Origin of the sequence: Comamonas sp. B-9 (assembly GCF_000410635.1) — a bacterium.
In the GTDB taxonomy this organism is placed as follows: Bacteria; Pseudomonadota; Gammaproteobacteria; order Burkholderiales; family Burkholderiaceae_C; genus Comamonas.
In genome coordinates, this window is record NZ_APCR01000309.1 from 24,243 (window position 1) to 39,651 (window position 15,409).

The 15,409-nt window shown below is 66.8% G+C and carries 17 protein-coding genes and 1 pseudogene; 6 read left to right on the forward strand and 12 right to left on the reverse strand.

From position 1 onward, the window contains the following. Positions 1-187: 187 nt before the first annotated feature. Complete coding sequence (locus tag H928_RS0102955) at positions 188-850, reverse strand: LysE family transporter (protein WP_021025168.1); 663 nt, start codon at positions 848-850, stop codon at positions 188-190. Between the two features lie 70 nt (positions 851-920). Here H928_RS0102955 and H928_RS0102960 point away from each other — a divergent pair, with 70 nt between their 5' ends. The 3 genes from H928_RS0102960 to H928_RS0102970 all read left to right on the forward strand — a co-directional run bounded on the left by H928_RS0102960 (position 921) and on the right by H928_RS0102970 (position 4,298). Beyond that, complete coding sequence (locus H928_RS0102960; protein ID WP_021025169.1) at positions 921-1,823, forward strand: HTH-type transcriptional regulator ArgP; 903 nt, start codon at positions 921-923, stop codon at positions 1,821-1,823. A 127-nt stretch (positions 1,824-1,950) separates the two neighbouring features. Then, positions 1,951-2,937 (forward strand): ABC transporter ATP-binding protein, encoded by a 987-nt coding sequence (locus H928_RS25860; RefSeq protein ID WP_021025170.1) that lies wholly within the window; start codon positions 1,951-1,953, stop codon positions 2,935-2,937. After that, positions 2,934-4,298, forward strand: coding sequence for a hypothetical protein (locus H928_RS0102970; RefSeq protein ID WP_021025171.1), 1,365 nt, complete (start codon positions 2,934-2,936; stop codon positions 4,296-4,298). Before H928_RS25860 ends, H928_RS0102970 begins: the two co-directional genes overlap by 4 nt. Here the strand turns inward: H928_RS0102970 and H928_RS0102975 are convergent. Beyond that, positions 4,295-5,038 (reverse strand): LrgB family protein, encoded by a 744-nt coding sequence (locus H928_RS0102975; protein WP_084635632.1) that lies wholly within the window; start codon positions 5,036-5,038, stop codon positions 4,295-4,297. The two genes, H928_RS0102970 and H928_RS0102975, sit on opposite strands and share 4 nt — an antisense overlap. Continuing rightward, positions 5,038-5,520 (reverse strand): CidA/LrgA family protein, encoded by a 483-nt coding sequence (locus H928_RS0102980; protein ID WP_084635634.1) that lies wholly within the window; start codon positions 5,518-5,520, stop codon positions 5,038-5,040. Before H928_RS0102980 ends, H928_RS0102975 begins: the two co-directional genes overlap by 1 nt. A 154-nt stretch (positions 5,521-5,674) precedes the next feature. Between H928_RS0102980 and H928_RS0102985 the strand changes: the two genes are divergently transcribed. Next, the gene (locus H928_RS0102985) at positions 5,675-6,559 is read left to right on the forward strand and encodes a LysR substrate-binding domain-containing protein (protein WP_021025174.1); all 885 of its coding nucleotides are present in this window, start codon (positions 5,675-5,677) and stop codon (positions 6,557-6,559) included. Positions 6,560-6,574: 15 nt separating this feature from the next. Here the strand turns inward: H928_RS0102985 and H928_RS25865 are convergent, their stop codons facing one another. The 3 genes from H928_RS25865 to H928_RS0103000 form a co-directional block, all read right to left on the reverse strand. After that, entirely contained in the window at positions 6,575-7,147 is a 573-nt protein-coding gene (locus H928_RS25865) for a DUF2721 domain-containing protein (protein ID WP_021025175.1), read from the reverse strand. Between the two features lie 172 nt (positions 7,148-7,319). Beyond that, a complete protein-coding gene (locus tag H928_RS0102995) occupies positions 7,320-7,535 on the reverse strand; it encodes a SlyX family protein (protein WP_021025176.1) in 216 nt (71 codons plus the stop codon). Between the two features lie 92 nt (positions 7,536-7,627). Beyond that, positions 7,628-8,824, reverse strand: coding sequence for a PLP-dependent aminotransferase family protein (locus H928_RS0103000; protein ID WP_021025177.1), 1,197 nt, complete (start codon positions 8,822-8,824; stop codon positions 7,628-7,630). Between the two features lie 160 nt (positions 8,825-8,984). On the opposite strand from H928_RS0103000, the gene H928_RS0103005 reads away from it, so the two are divergent. Together H928_RS0103005 and nth are read left to right on the forward strand one after the other, a co-directional pair. After that, positions 8,985-10,022 carry a DUF4105 domain-containing protein gene (locus H928_RS0103005; protein ID WP_021025178.1) on the forward strand — a complete coding sequence of 346 codons (1,038 nt, stop codon included), beginning with the start codon at positions 8,985-8,987 and terminating at the stop codon, positions 10,020-10,022. A gap of 60 nt (positions 10,023-10,082) precedes the next feature. Beyond that, positions 10,083-10,736 carry an endonuclease III gene (gene nth, locus H928_RS0103010; RefSeq protein WP_021025179.1) on the forward strand — a complete coding sequence of 218 codons (654 nt, stop codon included), beginning with the start codon at positions 10,083-10,085 and terminating at the stop codon, positions 10,734-10,736. Between the two features lie 15 nt (positions 10,737-10,751). Here nth and cobT read toward each other — a convergent pair whose 3' ends face one another. From cobT to H928_RS33005, 6 genes and pseudogenes are all read right to left on the reverse strand, one after another. Beyond that, the gene (cobT, locus tag H928_RS0103015; RefSeq protein WP_021025180.1) at positions 10,752-11,834 is read right to left on the reverse strand and encodes a nicotinate-nucleotide--dimethylbenzimidazole phosphoribosyltransferase; all 1,083 of its coding nucleotides are present in this window, start codon (positions 11,832-11,834) and stop codon (positions 10,752-10,754) included. Positions 11,835-12,010: 176 nt separating this feature from the next. After that, positions 12,011-12,448: a hypothetical protein gene (locus tag H928_RS0103020; RefSeq protein WP_021025181.1), complete on the reverse strand. Its 438-nt coding sequence runs from the start codon at positions 12,446-12,448 to the stop codon at positions 12,011-12,013. A 132-nt stretch (positions 12,449-12,580) separates the two neighbouring features. Beyond that, positions 12,581-14,035: a cobyric acid synthase gene (locus H928_RS0103025; RefSeq protein WP_021025182.1), complete on the reverse strand. Its 1,455-nt coding sequence runs from the start codon at positions 14,033-14,035 to the stop codon at positions 12,581-12,583. Then, the gene (locus H928_RS0103030) at positions 14,032-14,436 is read right to left on the reverse strand and encodes a DUF3037 domain-containing protein (protein ID WP_021025183.1); all 405 of its coding nucleotides are present in this window, start codon (positions 14,434-14,436) and stop codon (positions 14,032-14,034) included. The genes H928_RS0103025 and H928_RS0103030 overlap by 4 nt, the downstream gene beginning before the upstream one ends. After that, positions 14,423-15,208 (reverse strand): HipA family kinase, encoded by a 786-nt coding sequence (locus H928_RS0103035; protein ID WP_027010488.1) that lies wholly within the window; start codon positions 15,206-15,208, stop codon positions 14,423-14,425. The genes H928_RS0103030 and H928_RS0103035 overlap by 14 nt, the downstream gene beginning before the upstream one ends. A gap of 52 nt (positions 15,209-15,260) precedes the next feature. After that, positions 15,261-15,409 (reverse strand): annotated as a pseudogene (locus H928_RS33005) (aminotransferase); the annotation flags it as partial.

Below are 15,409 nucleotides of genomic sequence, written 5' to 3' on the forward strand. Positions count from 1 at the left end.
CTGCTTGCCTACCCTGGGTACATGAGGGGAAACGCTGCAAATTCAAGTGCTTGGCAGCACGGCTTGCAGCGGTATGGCTCGGCTTTGGTTATTCGTTATGCGTAGCGCGCAGCTACAAATATTGTAGAGCAAGCGCTGGGCCCAGCGCCCTGTGCAAGACCTTGGGCGCCGCCAGCTATCGCCTGGCTCAGGCCGCTGCGATGCTGCCGAGCCCGCTGTACACCCACCAGGCCAGCGCCAGCATCATCACACCGGTAAAGCCGTCCATCACGCGCCAGGCCTGGGGCTTGGCAAACAGCGTTTGCAGGCGCCGGCCGGCGCTGGCAAGCATCACAAACCAGGCCAGGCTGGCACTGGCCGCACCCAGCACAAAGATCCATTTGAGGCTGCCGTCCTGGCGTGCACCGATCGAGCCCACCAGCACCACGGTGTCCAGATAGACATGGGGGTTGAACAAGGTGATGACGACCAGCGCGCCCAGCACGCGCCACAGTCCGCGCCGGGCCGCCGTGGCGGGCGAACCGTCCGCGTCGGCAGCGGGTGTTGCGCCAGCGGGCATCGCGGCGCGCCACAGCGCCATCAGGCCGTAGGCCAGCAAAAACAGTGCACCGCCCAAGGTCAGGTAGTAGGCCAGGGTGGGCGAATCCCCCAGAACCTGGGCCATGCCGGCCACGCCGATGCCGATCAGCAGCGCGTCGCTGAACACGCACCAGGCGACGCAGGCGCGCACATGCTCGCCACTCACGGCCTGGCGCAGTACATACAGGTTTTGCGCACCGATCGAGACGATCAAGGAAAGGCAGACCGTGAAACCGGCCAGCCAGGTAGAAGTCATGCTTGTTGTCCACATGGCGGCTATTGTGCGGCGCACCAACAAATAAGTAAAATTAAACAATCTTAGTCAAATGAAGTAAAACTAAATGCTGGATTACCTGGGACTGGCCGCGCTGGCGGCCGTGGTGCGCGAGGGCAGCTTCGAGCGCGCCGCCAAGAAACTCCATGTCACCCCGTCGGCGGTGTCGCAGCGCATCAAGCAGCTCGAAGAGCGCAGCGGCCAGGTGCTGGTGCAGCGCGGCAACCCCTGCACCGGCACCGAGGCCGGCCTGCGCCTGTGCCTGCACCTGGAGCAGGTGGCCTTGCTGGAAAACGCCCTGCGCCGCAGCAACCCCGACCTGCTGCCCGACGCGCCGGTCGCGCCGACGATCAAGCTGGCCGTCAATGCCGACTCGCTCTCGACCTGGTTCATGGATGCGATGGCCGAGTTCACCGCCAGCGGCAACGAGCTGCTGGACCTGCGGATCGACGACCAGGACCACACCGCCCAGGCGCTGCGCGAGGGGGCCGTGCTGGGCGCGGTGACCGGCACCAGTGGTCAGATCCCCGGCTGCAACAGCTGGCCGCTGGGCACGATGCGCTATGTGGCAGCGGCCAGCCCCGGCTTTATGGCGCGCTACTTTGCAGACGGGGTGAGCACCCAGACCTTGGCCCAGGCGCCCATCATGACCTTTGACCGCAAGGACCGGCTGCAGGACCAGTGGCTGCAAGCCCAGGGCCTGGCCTCCCGGGGCGGCGGGCCCCGGCATTTTCTGCCATCCAACCAGGGCTATGTGCGGGCCTGCGAGATCGGCATGGGCTGGGGCATGCACCCCACGGTGCTGATTGCCGAGCAGCTCGCGCGCGGCAGCCTGGTGCCGCTGGTGCCCGGCACCTCGCTGGATGTGCCGCTGTACTGGGCGCTGCCGCGCAGTGCGCAGACCAGCCTGGCCCGGTTGACGGACTGCGTCATGCGCGCGGCCAGCCGCGTGCTCACGCCCGCCGCATGAGCGGCATGGATTGTCAGCACAGCGCAGGCCTGTGCGCCTATGATGCGAGCAGCTGCAGCGCCAGACCACCAGCCTGGGCGCTGCCGCAGAGGGAGGACTCCATGGTTTTCATTAGAAAGAGCACAGCATGATTGAGGTGCAGGATCTCATCGTCGACTACCCCGGCCACCGCGCGCTGCATGGCGTCAGCCTGCAGATCGAGGCGGGCACCGTCACCGCCTTGGTGGGGCCCAATGGCGCGGGCAAATCCACCTTGCTGCGCTGCATTACCGGGCTGGAAGCGCCGCTCAGCGGCAGCACCCGGGTGGCGGGCATCGATGTGCAGCAAGCGCCCCGCCGCGCCCACCAGTGCATGGGCTATCTGTCGGATTTCTTCGGGCTCTACGAGACCCTGAGCGTGGCCCAGTGCCTGCAGTACGCCGCCGAAAGCCAGGGCCTGAGCCGCAAGGCAGCCACCTTGCGCGTGCATGCGGTGGCCGAGCAATTGGCGCTGACGGCCAAGCTGGGCCATGCCACGCGCAATCTCTCGCGCGGCCAGCGCCAGCGCGTGGCCATTGGCCAGGCCATCATCCATGAGCCCCAGGTGCTGCTGCTCGATGAGCCGGCCAGCGGGCTGGATCCGGAAGCGCGCAGCAGCCTCTCGAGCCTGTTCCGCCAGCTGCAGGCCCAGGGCATGACCCTGGTCGTCTCCAGCCACATCCTGAGCGAGCTCGACGAGTACTGCAGCCATATCCTGTCAATCCGCGAAGGCCGCATCACCAGCCACGGGCCCTTGAATGCGGTCGCCGGTGCGGGCGGCAGCGGCGCCCTGCCCTCCGAGCTGGTGATGCAGCTGGAGCTGGCAGCGCCGCTGGCCCAGCCCGAGCTGACGCTGGCCGGCTACCGCCTGGTGGATATGCGTGCGGGTCGAGAGGGCAGCGCCAGCCACATTTTGTGGATTGGCATGCCCGCGCAGGACAGCGCGGCCCGCGTGCAGCTGCTGCAGCAGCTCGTGGCCCATGGCGCGCAGGTGCTGGGCTACCAGGAGGCGCGCACCAGCCTGCAGGAGCGCTACCAGCAAAGCCTGGAGGCGCCCGTTGATCCCCAAGCGCTGTTTGCCAAGGAGTGGCCATGAATCCGGAATTTCGCCGCCAGCTCAGCCTGGAGCTGAGCCCTGCGCGCCTGGTGCTGATGCCTGCCATCTTGCTGATGCTGGCGATCTGCGTGTTTGTCATCGAGGGCAAGCAGCCGCTGGTTTATTTGCACAAGGGCGCGATGACGCTGGTGGGCCTGCTGGCCGCCTGCGTGGGCACCTTCACCGCACTGTCCAGCATCAATGACGAGCTGAACGAACGCACCTGGGACCAGCAGCGCATGAGCGCCATGGGGCCCTGGCGCATGGCCTGGGGCAAGCTGCTGGGCGGCCCCAGCTACGCCTGGTATGGCGCGCTGCTGTGCAGCGCAGCGGCCCTGCTCTGCGGCTTCTGGCTGGGCGAGCTGGCCGAGACCGTGCTGGTGCTCGTCCTCACCATCGTGGGCGCCTGCGCGCTGCACTGCGCGATGATGGCCAGCCGCCTCTACAGCATGGCCCCCAACAAGCCGGCCCCCAGCCGCAACGTCTGGGTGCTGGTGGTGCTGGTGTTCCTGCTGCTGCAACTCGTCAGCAGCCTGGTGGTGGGGCTCGATAGTCTGCTGGGCGGTGATGGTGGCGGCGCCTGGTGGGGCCTGCACCTGGGCTCGGGCGCGCTGCTGCTGATTTTTGCCGCCGCCAGCCTGCTGCTGGGCCTGCTGGCGCTGTGGCGGGCGATGTCGATGCAGCTGTCGGTGCCCACCACGCCCTGGGCCTGGGCGCTGGGCAATGCGGCAGGCTGCCTGCTGCTCGTGGGCCTGGTGCCCAGCGGCACCGGCCGGGCGCTCACCGGCATGCTGCTGCTGGCGCTGGTGACCTACTACGCCGCTGCGCTGGAGAGCCAGGTGGCGCAGCGCTGGCGCGCCCTGATCTATAGCGCGCAGCACGGCCAGTGGCGGCGCTTTTGGCAGAACATGCCGCTGTGGCCGATCAGCTGGTGCATGGCCTTTGCGGTGCTGCTGCCGGCCTACCTGTTGTGGAATGCCGACCCGCTGTCCAACCGCGCCCAGCTGGGCCCGCTGGCCTTCATGGTGCTGCTGCATGTGCTGCGCGACTGCGGCATCTACCTGGTGTTCTCGCTGCGCAAAAGCAGCCGCTCGCCGCTGGGCATGACCTTGCTGGTGGTCTTTGTGCTCAGCGCCCTCTTGCCGGCGATGTTCTGGTCGCTGGGGCTGGCGCCGCTGTTGGAGCCACTGTTTGGCGCCTTTGACCCGCGCCTGTCGTCCAACTTCCAGCATGCGCCGGCGCTGGGCTGGCTCGCCTGGGTGGGCATGCTGCTGCAGCTGGCGGTGCTGGCCCTCATCCTGGTCTGGCGCTTCAAGGCCATCACACCCCAGGCGGGCGGCAAGGACCTGTTTGCGCTCTAGCCAAACACCCAGGCGCCAATCCAGGGTGCCGCCAGCACATTGAGCGCGCCGGCAATCATCATCACCAGCGAGGCGGCCACGCCTTGCTGGGGGCCGGCCATCTGCGCCTTGGCCACGCCCGAGCCATGGGCCGATCCGCCCAGCATGGCCCCCGCCGCCACCCGGCTGCGCAGCCGGGGCAGCAGGCGCAGTACCAGGCCACCGATCAGCATGCCGGTCACCCCGGTGAGCAGCACAAACAAGGCCGCCAGGTCCAGCGGGCCACCGATGGCACGCTCGGCCTCCACCGCAAAGGGCGTGGTCACCGAACGCATCGCTAGCCCTTTTTGTAGCAAGGGCGACAGGCCCAGCCAGCGCGCCAGCCAGACCGACGTCAGGATGGACACCGTGCTGGCCACCAGCACGCCGGCAACGATGGACATCCAGTGCTTGCGCACCATCTGGCGGTAGTCATACAGCGGCAGCGCAAAGGCAACCGTCGTCGGCCCCAGCAGCCACACCAGCCAGTGGGTATGGGTGCGGTAGTCCTCGTAGCCAATACCCAGCAGCAGCAGTGCGGCGACCAGCACCACAGGCGTGCCGATGATGGGCATCAGCACCGTATGCGGATAGCGCCGGTACAGCCGCTTGTTGAGGTAATAGCACAGCAGGGTCAGCAGCAGCGACAGCAGCGCTGCGCTGCCATGGCTCAGCGGCCACAGCGGCAACCACGAGGTAGGGGGGACAGGCGCCGCAGTCATCACGCCACCTCCGCTGCTGCCTTGGCGCCGCGCTGCTGGCTGCGCTTGCGCTGGGCCAGGCGCAGCCCCAGCCGGTAGACCGCATCGACCGCCAACGCGGTGGCCACCATCACGCAGGCCGTGCTCAGCACAATCACCAGCACAATGCGCAGGCCCTGGCTGCGCACCAGTTCGCCATAGTTGACGACCACCAGCATCGCGGGAATGAAGAACAGCAGCATGTCCGACAGCAGCCAGTGCGTGCCCTGCGCCAGCCAGCGGCCGGGCACGGCCCGGCTGAACAGCCCCAGCGCCAAGGCGGCAAAGCCGATCAGGCCGGCCGGTATGCGCCAGCCCATATGGCTGCGCAGAGCCTCGGCTGCCAGCCAGATGGCGCACAGCAGTGCCACTTGCCAGGCGGTGCGCGCCGCCTGGCGGGCAGGCTTGGGCAGCTGCATGCGCGCGGGTCTGCCCTCGCCCGCCGCCCTCTTGTCGCTTGTCATGGAATCCTCGGTCTGGCCCAGAGGCCAGCTGGCAGTGGCCGCGGTGCGGCCCCTTGCCTCACCATGCTGCACTGCACAAACGGATTGTAAAAATGGCGGATCTATTCGTAAAATGACTTATTCTTATAAATTCAATTCCAAATAGGAATCCACCATGGATCTGCGCGCGCTGCGTTATTTTGTCGAGGTGGTCCAGCGCAACAGCTTCACCCGTGCGGCAGAGGCGCTGTATGTCACCCAGCCGACCATCAGCAAGATGGTCAAGAGCCTCGAAGACGAGCTGGGCGGGCCCTTGCTGCTGCGCGAAGGCCGCCATGTGCGGCTGACCGATGCCGGGCGCGTGGTGTTTGAGCGGGGCCAGGCGCTGCTGCAGGACGCCAGCCGCCTGCGCCAGGAAGTGGCCGAGGTCGATGGCATTGCGCGCGGCACGCTCAGCGTGGGCGTGTCCCCCACCACGGGCCACTACATGGCGCCCATCTTTGCGCAGTACCGCCAGCGCTACCCGGGCGTGCAGCTGCAGCTGCATGAGCGCGGCGCGCGGGCGCTGGAGCAAGCGGTGACGGATGGCGAGATTGACCTGGCCATGGGCCTGCTGCGTGCAGGCAGCCCCTTGGCCAGCCTGCGCATTCAGACCCACCATACCGTGGCCGTTTTTGCCCATGCGCGCGCGCCCCAGGGCTTGAGCCAGGTGCGTTGGAGCGACCTGGCGGCACTGCCCTTTGTGATGTACGAGAGCGACTTTGCGCTGTATGAGGGCGTGCAGGGCTGCTGTGCGCAGGCCGGCTTTTCGCCGCAGATTGCGCTGCAAAGCCGCTACTGGGATTTGATTGGCGACCTGGTCGCCGCCGATGCGGGCATTGCCATCATGTTCGACCATGTGGCCAGCCGCTTTGACCCGGCCCAGGTGCGCTGCCTGCCCGTGGTCGAGCCCGCGCTGAGCCATGACTTTGGCCTCACCTGGCGGCCTCGGGATCTGTCCAAGGCGGCCAGCGCCTGGCTGGCGCTATGCCAGGCGCGCTATCCGCAGGCCCAGCCCTGAACCTGGGACACAGCCTCAGACCTGGGGCATGAAGGCATCCTGGCGGCTGGGCTCGGTGGCCGCTTTGCGCGGGGCCGCACTGGCCGCCGCACCAGCCGCCGTGGACGCGGCCATGCAGGGAATCGTGGCCGGCTGGCGCAGCGGGTGGAAGTTCAGCAGCTGCGTGGCCATCATGGTCTCGACCATGAAGCAGCACAGCGCCGAGACAAAGCTGACCACGCCCAGGCCAAAGCTGAACATGGCGGCCAGCGACCAGCTGTTGGCGTCGATCTCGGTCTTGGTGGTCTGGCCGACGAAAAGCAGGATGATGGTCAGCGCAATCAAGGCGCCGCACAAGGTCAGCAAACCAATGCAGAGGTTGGCCAGGCGCCCGCGCCGGCGCAGAAAGTTCAGCTCCAGCAAGGAGCGCTGCACATAGTCCTCGTCCTTGGACGCCATCATGCGGTCTTCCAGCACACGGCCCCGGTCGATGATGCGCGCCAGCCGGCCGGCGACGGCGCCGATCATCCCCGCCACCCCGGTGAGAAAGAAAACGGGAGCCACAGCCAGCTGGATGCTGTGGGTGATGTTGCTGACGTCGATGGACATGGTGTTAGGGCAGAGAGGGTGGACAAACTGCGCGGCAGCACACGCCTTGTGCGGGCTGCCGCGCCTGCGATGAACACTGCAAAATTCAAGCCAACATTCTCGCACCAAATAGGTGCAAACCCTAATACCTTTTCTGCCCCGTTTCTGGGCTGATTTGCAGCAAATTGTGTGCTCAGTAGTGCGGCGGCAGCTCGTCGCGTGCACCTGGCGCAACAGATCCAGTCTCGGGCATGCGCTGCTGCAGGTCCTTGACCAGGTGCAGCAGGCGGTCGATCTGCTGCTGTTGCTTGTAGATCGTCAGGTTGAGCTCTTCGAGCAGGTGATCGGCATAGGCCGCCTTGATCTCCAAGGCTTCAAGGCGCTGCTGCAGGGGTTCGAGGGTGGACATGGCGGCTCCTGGCTAAAAAGGGGGCGGGCGAGGCAAAGAATAACGCCGGCATGTGACAGCGCACATGCCGGCGTGGGGGATGTCAAAAACGCTTACAGCGCCTTGGCCAGACGGGCAATGCCCTCTTCGATGCGGGCAATATCAGCGGTGGCAAAGGACAGGCGCAGGGTCGAGGTATCGGGGTTCTGCGCAAAGAACGGCGTGCCGGGCACAAAGGCCACGCCCTGCTCGATGGCACGCTTGGCCAGCGCATTGCCGTCCTTCTCCTGGCCACGGGCGCCCGTCAGCTGCACCCAGATGAACATGCCGCCCAGCGGCTGCACAAAGCGCACCGCATCGCCCAGCTGGCTGCGCAGGCCCTCGCCCATGGCCTTGCTGCGCGCCGCGTAGGTGGTGCGCACGCGGTCCAGGGTGGCGGGCATGCGGCCGGCCTTCAGGTACTGAGCCGCAGTGGCCTGGCTGAAGGTGCTGGTGTGCGCATCGCTGAACTGCTTGCACATGACGCACTTGCCCAGCAGCTCGGCCGGGGCAATCAGCCAGCCCAGGCGCAGGCCGGGGCTGAGCACCTTGCTCATGCTGCCGCAGTGGGCCAGGTAGTCGCGGCTGCCGGGCACGCTGTCCGACAGCGCCAGCATGCTGGGCGGCGGTGGCGCATCAAAGTACAGGTCGCCATAGGGATCGTCCTCGACCACCAGGGTCTGGTGGCGCACGGCCATCTCCAGAATCTGGCGGCGGCGCTCCAGGCTCAGCAGCGCGCCGCTGGGGTTGCCAAAGGTGGGGATCAGGTAGACCAGCTTGGGCTGGTGCTCGGCAATCAGCTGCTCCAGCGCTTCGGGGATAACGCCGTTCTCATCGGTGGGGGCGCTGATGACTTCGGCGCCATAGAGGCGGAAGCACTGGATCGTCGCCAAAAAGGTCGGGCCCTCGACGATCACCTTGTCGCCGGGCGAGATCATCGTCTTGCCCAGCAGGTCCAGCGCCTGCTGGCTGCCGGTGGTGACGATCAGCTGCTCTGGCGTCAGCGACTGCACGCCCTTGGCCGCCATCAGGCCCACGATCTGCTCGCGAAACGGCTGGTAGCCCTCCGTCGCGCCGTACTGCAGCGCAGCGCCCGGCTCCTCGGTCAGCGCCGCATTGGCGGCCTCGCGCACCCCTTCCACATCGAACATGGCTGCATCCGGAAAGCCCCCGGCAAAACTGATGATGCCGGGCTTGCCCAGCAGCTTGAACAGTTCACGGATGGCGGACGTCTCGACATTGTCGAGGCGGGAGGCAAAGCGCAGTGTCATGGAGTGTTCTCTCAAATCAAAAAAGCGCAGCCAGGTCGAGCGACCGGCCGCCCTGGCATTTTGCTACTTTTTACCGGCCCCTTGCGTCGCTCTGGCATCCCTGAGCCCGCCATTGGCCCCTCCTATCGACTATGCTTGCGGTCCAAAGGATTTTGTCACCATGCGCATCGCCGCTTTCTTCATTGTTTTGGTCAAATTGCTGGCCTCGCTGCTCATGCTTGCGGGCGTGGTCTGGGCCTGCGGGGCGCTGTGGTTTCAGCTGGCGGAGTCGGTCAAGTCGGGCTCGGCCCGGGGGCTGCTGCTGGGGGTCTGGGTGGGGGTGGGCCTGTATTGCATCTACCTGCTGTGGCAGCAGCGTGCGCCCCGGGGCCTGCTGATCTATGGGCTGCTGTTGGCAGCCATCCTGGCCTGGTGGGCCAGCATCCAGCCGTCCAACACACGCAAATGGGCGCCCGATGTGGCCCAGCAGCTGTCAGGCACGGTCCAGGGCGACCTGGTGCAACTGCACAATGTGCGCAATTTTGACTGGCAGACCGCGAGCAAGGCGACCGCGCGCTGGGAAGACCGCAACTACGACCTGCGCCAGCTGGTCTCGGTGGACATGAGCACCTCGTACTGGATGGGCCCGGCCATTGCCCACACCCTGGTGTCCTTTGGCTTTGACGACGGCAAGGGCCCGCGTCGCTACCTGACCTTCTCGGTGGAGATCCGCAAGGAGCGCGGCGAGCAGTTCTCGGCCGTAGGTGGCTTCTTCAAGCAGTTCGAGCAAAGCCTGGTCGCCGCCGATGAGCGCGACATCCTGCGCGTACGCAGCAATATGCGCGGGGAAGAGGTCTACCTCTACAGCGTGGCCATGCCGCGCGCTGCGATGCGCTCGCTGTTCATCGCCTATGTGGACAAGGCCAATGCGCTGGTCGAGACGCCGCAGTTCTACCACACGCTGTTTGCCAACTGCACCACCATCGTGTTCGAGATGGTGCGGCGCATTGTGCCGGGCCTGCCGATGGACTGGCGCCTGCTGGCCAGCGGCTACCTGCCCCAGTATGTGGACAGCCTGGGCGCCCTCGCCCGGCCGCATGACTTTGAGGCCATCCATGAGGCCGCGCACATCAACGCCCGCGCCAAGGCCGTGCGCCCGGGTGAGGATTTCTCGGCCGCCATCCGCCAGGGCGTGCCGCAGGCGCCGCTGCTGCCCTGATGCAGGGACCCAGGCTCAGGCCTTGCCAGATAATGGCAGCCGAGCCTGCACAACAACACGATGAAAACCGCTGATATCCAACCCTTCTTCGCCACCTTGAAGGCGGCCAATCCTTCGCCCCAGACCGAGCTGGAATACACCTCCGTGTTCGAGCTGCTCGCCGCCGTGCTGCTGTCGGCCCAGGCGACCGATGTGGGGGTCAACAAGGCCACCCGCAAGCTCTTTCCGGTTGCCAACACGCCCCAGGCCATGCTGGCGCTGGGGTTGGAAGGCCTAGAGGGCTATATCAAGACCATCGGCCTGTACCGCAGCAAGGCCAAGCACCTGATGGAGACCTGCCGCATTCTGGTGGAACGCCATGGCGGCCAGGTGCCCGATACGCGCGAGGCGCTCGAAGCCCTGCCCGGCGTGGGCCGCAAGACCGCCAATGTGGTGCTCAATGTGGCCTTTGGCCAGCCCACCATGGCGGTGGACACCCATATCTTCCGCGTCAGCAACCGCACCGGTCTGGCGCCCGGCAAGAACCCGCTGGAAGTGGAAAAGCAGCTGATGCAGCGCGTACCCGATGACTACGCCGTCGATTCGCACCACTGGCTTATCCTGCTGGGCCGCTATGTCTGCCAGGCGCGCAAGCCGCGCTGCTGGGAATGCCTGGTCAGCGGCTACTGCGATTTCTCGCCCAAGACGCCGCCACCGCAAGGCGCGCTGCGCTGATCGCAGCGGCAGGCATCAGGCGTTGCTCTGGGTGCTGCCCCCCGCCGATGCAAAGCTGGCCATGTCGCGCAGCATTGCGCAGGCCGACTCCAGCAGCGGCCAGGCCAGCGCTGCACCGGAACCTTCGCCCAGGCGCAGTTGCCAGTCGAGCAAAGGCTGTGCCTGCAAGGCCGCCAGCAAGTGGCTATGGCCGGGCTCGCCCGAGCGATGGGCATAGACGCAGCGCTCCAGCACCGCCGGCTGCAGGCGCGAGGCCACCAGCACCGCCGCGCTGGTGATAAAGCCATCGACCACGATCACGCGGCGCTCCAGCGCGGCCTGCAGCACTGCCCCCACCATGGTCGCCACTTCCAGCCCGCCCATCGCGGCCAGCACGGCCAGCGGCTCTTGCACATCGGCATGGCGCGCCAGCACCCGGCGCAGCACGGCGGCCTTACGCGCCACGCCCTCGCCGCTCAACCCGGTACCTGCGCCAGTGACGGTTTCCACGTCCAGGTTGCACAGCCGCGCCAACAGCAGCGATGCGCTGGAGGTATTGCCAATGCCCATCTCGCCCAGCAGCAAGGCATTGCCGGGCAAGGCCTGTAGCAAAGCGCGGCCATTGGCAATGGCCGCTTCGCACTGCGCCATGTCCATCGCCGGGCCCAGGCTGCTGTCTTGCGTGCTGGGAGCCACCTTGCGCAGCCACAGGCGGGGCGCGCCTGCGGGCAGCGCATCGGTCTGGGGTGCAAAATCGCGGGCCACGCCGCAATCGACCACATTCAGCGCCACGCCATGCTGGCGTGACAGCACACTCACCGCCGCCCCGCCGGCCAGAAAATTGCCCACCATCTGCCAGGTCACATCGGCCGGGTAGGCCGACACACCCTGCGCCACCAGGCCATGGTCGGCCGCAAACACCACCATCTGGGGATCGGCCAAGCGCGGCTGGGTGCTGCCCAGGATGCAGGCGATGCGCAAAGCCAGCGCTTCGAGCAGGCCCAGCGAGCCCAGCGGCTTGGTCTTGTTGTCCAGCAGCTGCTGCACTTGCTGGCGAAAGGCAGCGTCCTCGATGGATGCGATATGGGGAACGAGCGGAGAAAACGAAGATTCGGACATGGTCAAGCTAGAGAACGGGGCACGGCGATACGCCAAGCCGCCAGTATCGCGCTGCCCGCACAGGTTTGCAGCACCCAGCGCGCAATCCAGGTAAAAACGCTCTGCGCAGCAAAAGCTGGGCAGAGCGTGTATCGCGGATGGCACCGGCCTTGGCCGGGTGGCCTGGGTCTGTTGGATTACTTGGCAGGCACCGTATAGGTGTACTCGCGCAAGATACCGCCGCCTTGCACCGAGCCGCTGTCCTGGCCCTGGGCCACGCGGCCTACGCAGGCACGGCGGTCTTCGTCGGTCTTGAAGACGGCGCAGCGTGCGGTGGCGTTTTCACGGAAGCTCGAACCCGGATCGGTCAGCTGGCCCTGGCGAGCGGCCTGGCGCGCAGCAGCTGCTTCACGGGCGTTGGAGCTGCCTTCGGCCACATCGGCATTGGCACGGGCATCGCCACGCATTTCACCACGCTTGTGGTGGGCACCGTGCGGGCCATGCGGCATGGGCTTCATGTGCTTGGCAGGCGGTGGTGGAGGGGGCGGTGCCGATTGGGCGCTGGCATAGCCGGCGGTACCCAGCGCGAGGGCCATCGCGGCCATTTGCAAAGACTGGCGGAACATGTTTTTCATAGCGATCATCCTTATCGGTGATGGGAAGCAACACAAACAGCATGCCTGCGCTGCAAGCGCGCCCCTATCGGCCCAATCCGCCAGTGCTTGCAATATTTGGCCTACAGGCAAAGGCCCCGCCTACTCAGGGCTTCAGGGCAGGCGGTCCCCAAACCACTCGCCCACCCCTTGGGCCATGCGCGCAAACACCTGGTCCAGGCTGGGCGCGTCGTGGCCAAACAGCGCATGGATGACAGCGGCATTCTCGAACAGGCCATGCACATAGGTGCCCAGCACCTGCGGCGCCCCGCCCTGCCACAGCAGGCCCGGCAGCAGCTCTTGCGCGGGCTGGGCGGCACCGGCCTGCATGTCAGGGCGCAGCTGGGTCTGGCCATGGTGGATTTCATAACCCGTCACCACCAGGCCGCTCAGGCCCTGCCAGGGCGCCTGCACAGCGGGCAGCTCCAGGCGCGTGGGTTGCACATTCTTTTGCTGTGCAAACAAGGTCACCAAGGGCAGCAGCCCTAAGCCGGCGGCATTGCCGTCCACCCCATGCAGATCGACCAGCGCCTCGCCCAGCATCTGCAGGCCGCCGCAAATACCCAGCACCCGTTTACCGGCCTGGGCATGGCGGACGACGGCCGCATCCAGCCCCTGCTGGCGCATCCAGGCAAGATCAGCAGCCGTGGCCTTGCTGCCCGGCAGAATCACCCAGTCCGCATCGCTCAGCTGCGCGGGTGTGCGGGCCCAGACCACGCGCACGCCAGGCAGCTGCAGCAGCGGCTGGAACTCGTCCAAGTTGCTGATGCGCGGGTAGGCGACGATGGCGATGCAGGTGTGCACCGGCTGCCCGGCACCACCGCTGCCCCGGTCATCAAACACGCCGTCTTCCTCGGGCAGGCCGTGCTGGAACTGCATCGGAATGCAGGCCACCGTCGGCACGCCAGTCTTGTCTTGCAGCATCTGCGGCGCCGGCGCCAGCAAGGCTGCGTCACCCCGGAACTTGTTGAGCACAAAGCCTTTGATCAGGCCTTGCTCCTCGGGCGGCAGCAGCGCCCAGGTGCCGTAGAGGTGGGCAAAGGCCCCGCCCCGGTCGATATCGGCCACCAGCAGGCAGTGGGCATCGCAGTGGCGCGCCACGCGCATATTGACCACATCGCTGCTGTGCAGGTTGATCTCGGCGGGCGACCCTGCCCCCTCGATCACCACCACGTCGTTCTCGGCGCGCAGCGCATCGAGCGCCTGCGCGATCTGCGGCCAAACCTGGAGGCTGCGGCCGCGCCAGGGCATTTTGGACAGCGCCTCGTCCACCTGGCCAAACAGCACCACCTGGCTGCGCGTATCGGCCTCGGGCTTCAGCAACAACGGGTTCATGCGCACATCGGGCACGGCGCCTGCGGCGAGCGCCTGCAGGTACTGGGCGGTGCCGATCTCGCCCCACTGGCCATCCGGCGTGGCCACCACACGGGCGTTGTTGCTCATGTTCTGCGCCTTGAAGGGCGCCACCTTGTAGCCCTGGGCCCGGTACCAGGCGCACAGCGCCGTGGCCACCCAGCTTTTGCCGGCACCACTGCTGGTGCCCAGCACCATGATGCAGCGCGCGCTCATCGCTGCACGCTGCCCAGCGGCAGCACCATGCGCGCCATGATGCGCTCGAGCGCCGAGCCCGCATCGGTGCACAGGCCCGTGTGCACCGGCGAGGTCTGGATCATGCTGCTGCGCTTGGCCGTCAGCCAGTGGAAACGCGCGCGGTACGGCAGCTGGCCGATGGGCCCCGCCTCGGGCACGCCAGCGCAGATCGCGACAATGCTGCCCAGGTGGCGGTAGACGGCTTGCAGATCGACTTCGGGATCCAGCGCCAGCAGCCGCCCCTCATCGAGCGCGATCGCGGCCTGCAGATAGCCGCTGCGCTGGCAGGACACAATCACGCCGGCGTTGATGAACTCCTCACGCTCGACCCGGGGCACCACGCGCACGATAGCGTAGTCATACACATCATGCGCGTGCATCGATGGCTCCTTGCAACCAGCGGCCACGCGCTTGCAGGCGGGCCAGAAAATAATTCACATAGGCGGCGCGGTGCGCCTGCGGATCGGCCAGCAGCGGGCTGTTGCGGTCCTCGGCCGCCTTGGCCAAAAAGCAATCGGGCACCGTGGCCAGAATCGCGCTCAACACCGGCTCGGTCAGCTGTGCGGCCAGGGCCTCGTCCACCTCGGCCAGCTGGCTGGCCTGGGCCAGCAGCACATGGTCGGCAATGGGGGCAAAGGGCTTGGCCGGGTCGGCCACCGTGCCATCCCAGGCATGGTGGAAGGTCAGGGTCGCGCCATGGTCAATCAGCCAGGGCTTGCGCTGCCACATCAGCATATTGGTGTTGCGGGCCGTGCGGTCCACATTGCTGACCAGCGCATCGAACCAGACCAGGCGCGAGGCGAAGTCGTCGCTCACCGCATCGACGGCCGGGTCAAAATTGACCGAGCCGGGCAGGTAGTCCAGGCCGACATTGAGGCCATCACTGGCCCGGATCAGGTCCTGGATCTCGGGGTCGGGCTCGGTCTGCGCGAGCTTGGCGTGCAGCAGGGCCAGCACCAGCTCGGGCAGCGGCAGGCCCAGCGCGCGGGCGATGCCGCCACAGATGAGCTCGCCCATCAGCGCGCGCACGCCCTGGCCAGCCCCCCGGAACTTGAGCACATACAGGCCCAGATCGTCCGCCTCGACGACGGCCGGCATCGAGCCGCCCTCGCGCAGCGGCGTCACATAGCGCTCCACCAAGACGGTGCGCAGTTGCAAAGTTTGTAAGTCCATGCCAAATGGTAGCGGTTGCCGCATGTCCTCGCTATGCATCTGCCAGCGACAGCCAGGCCCGCGCCAGCGCCGCCTGCGCCACAGGCGCCATCACGCCCAGGCGCACATAGCCGGGCAGGCCAAAGCTGCGGGCATCGCGCAGCTTGATGCCCTGGCTGCGCAGTGCTGCCAGGCGCGCGG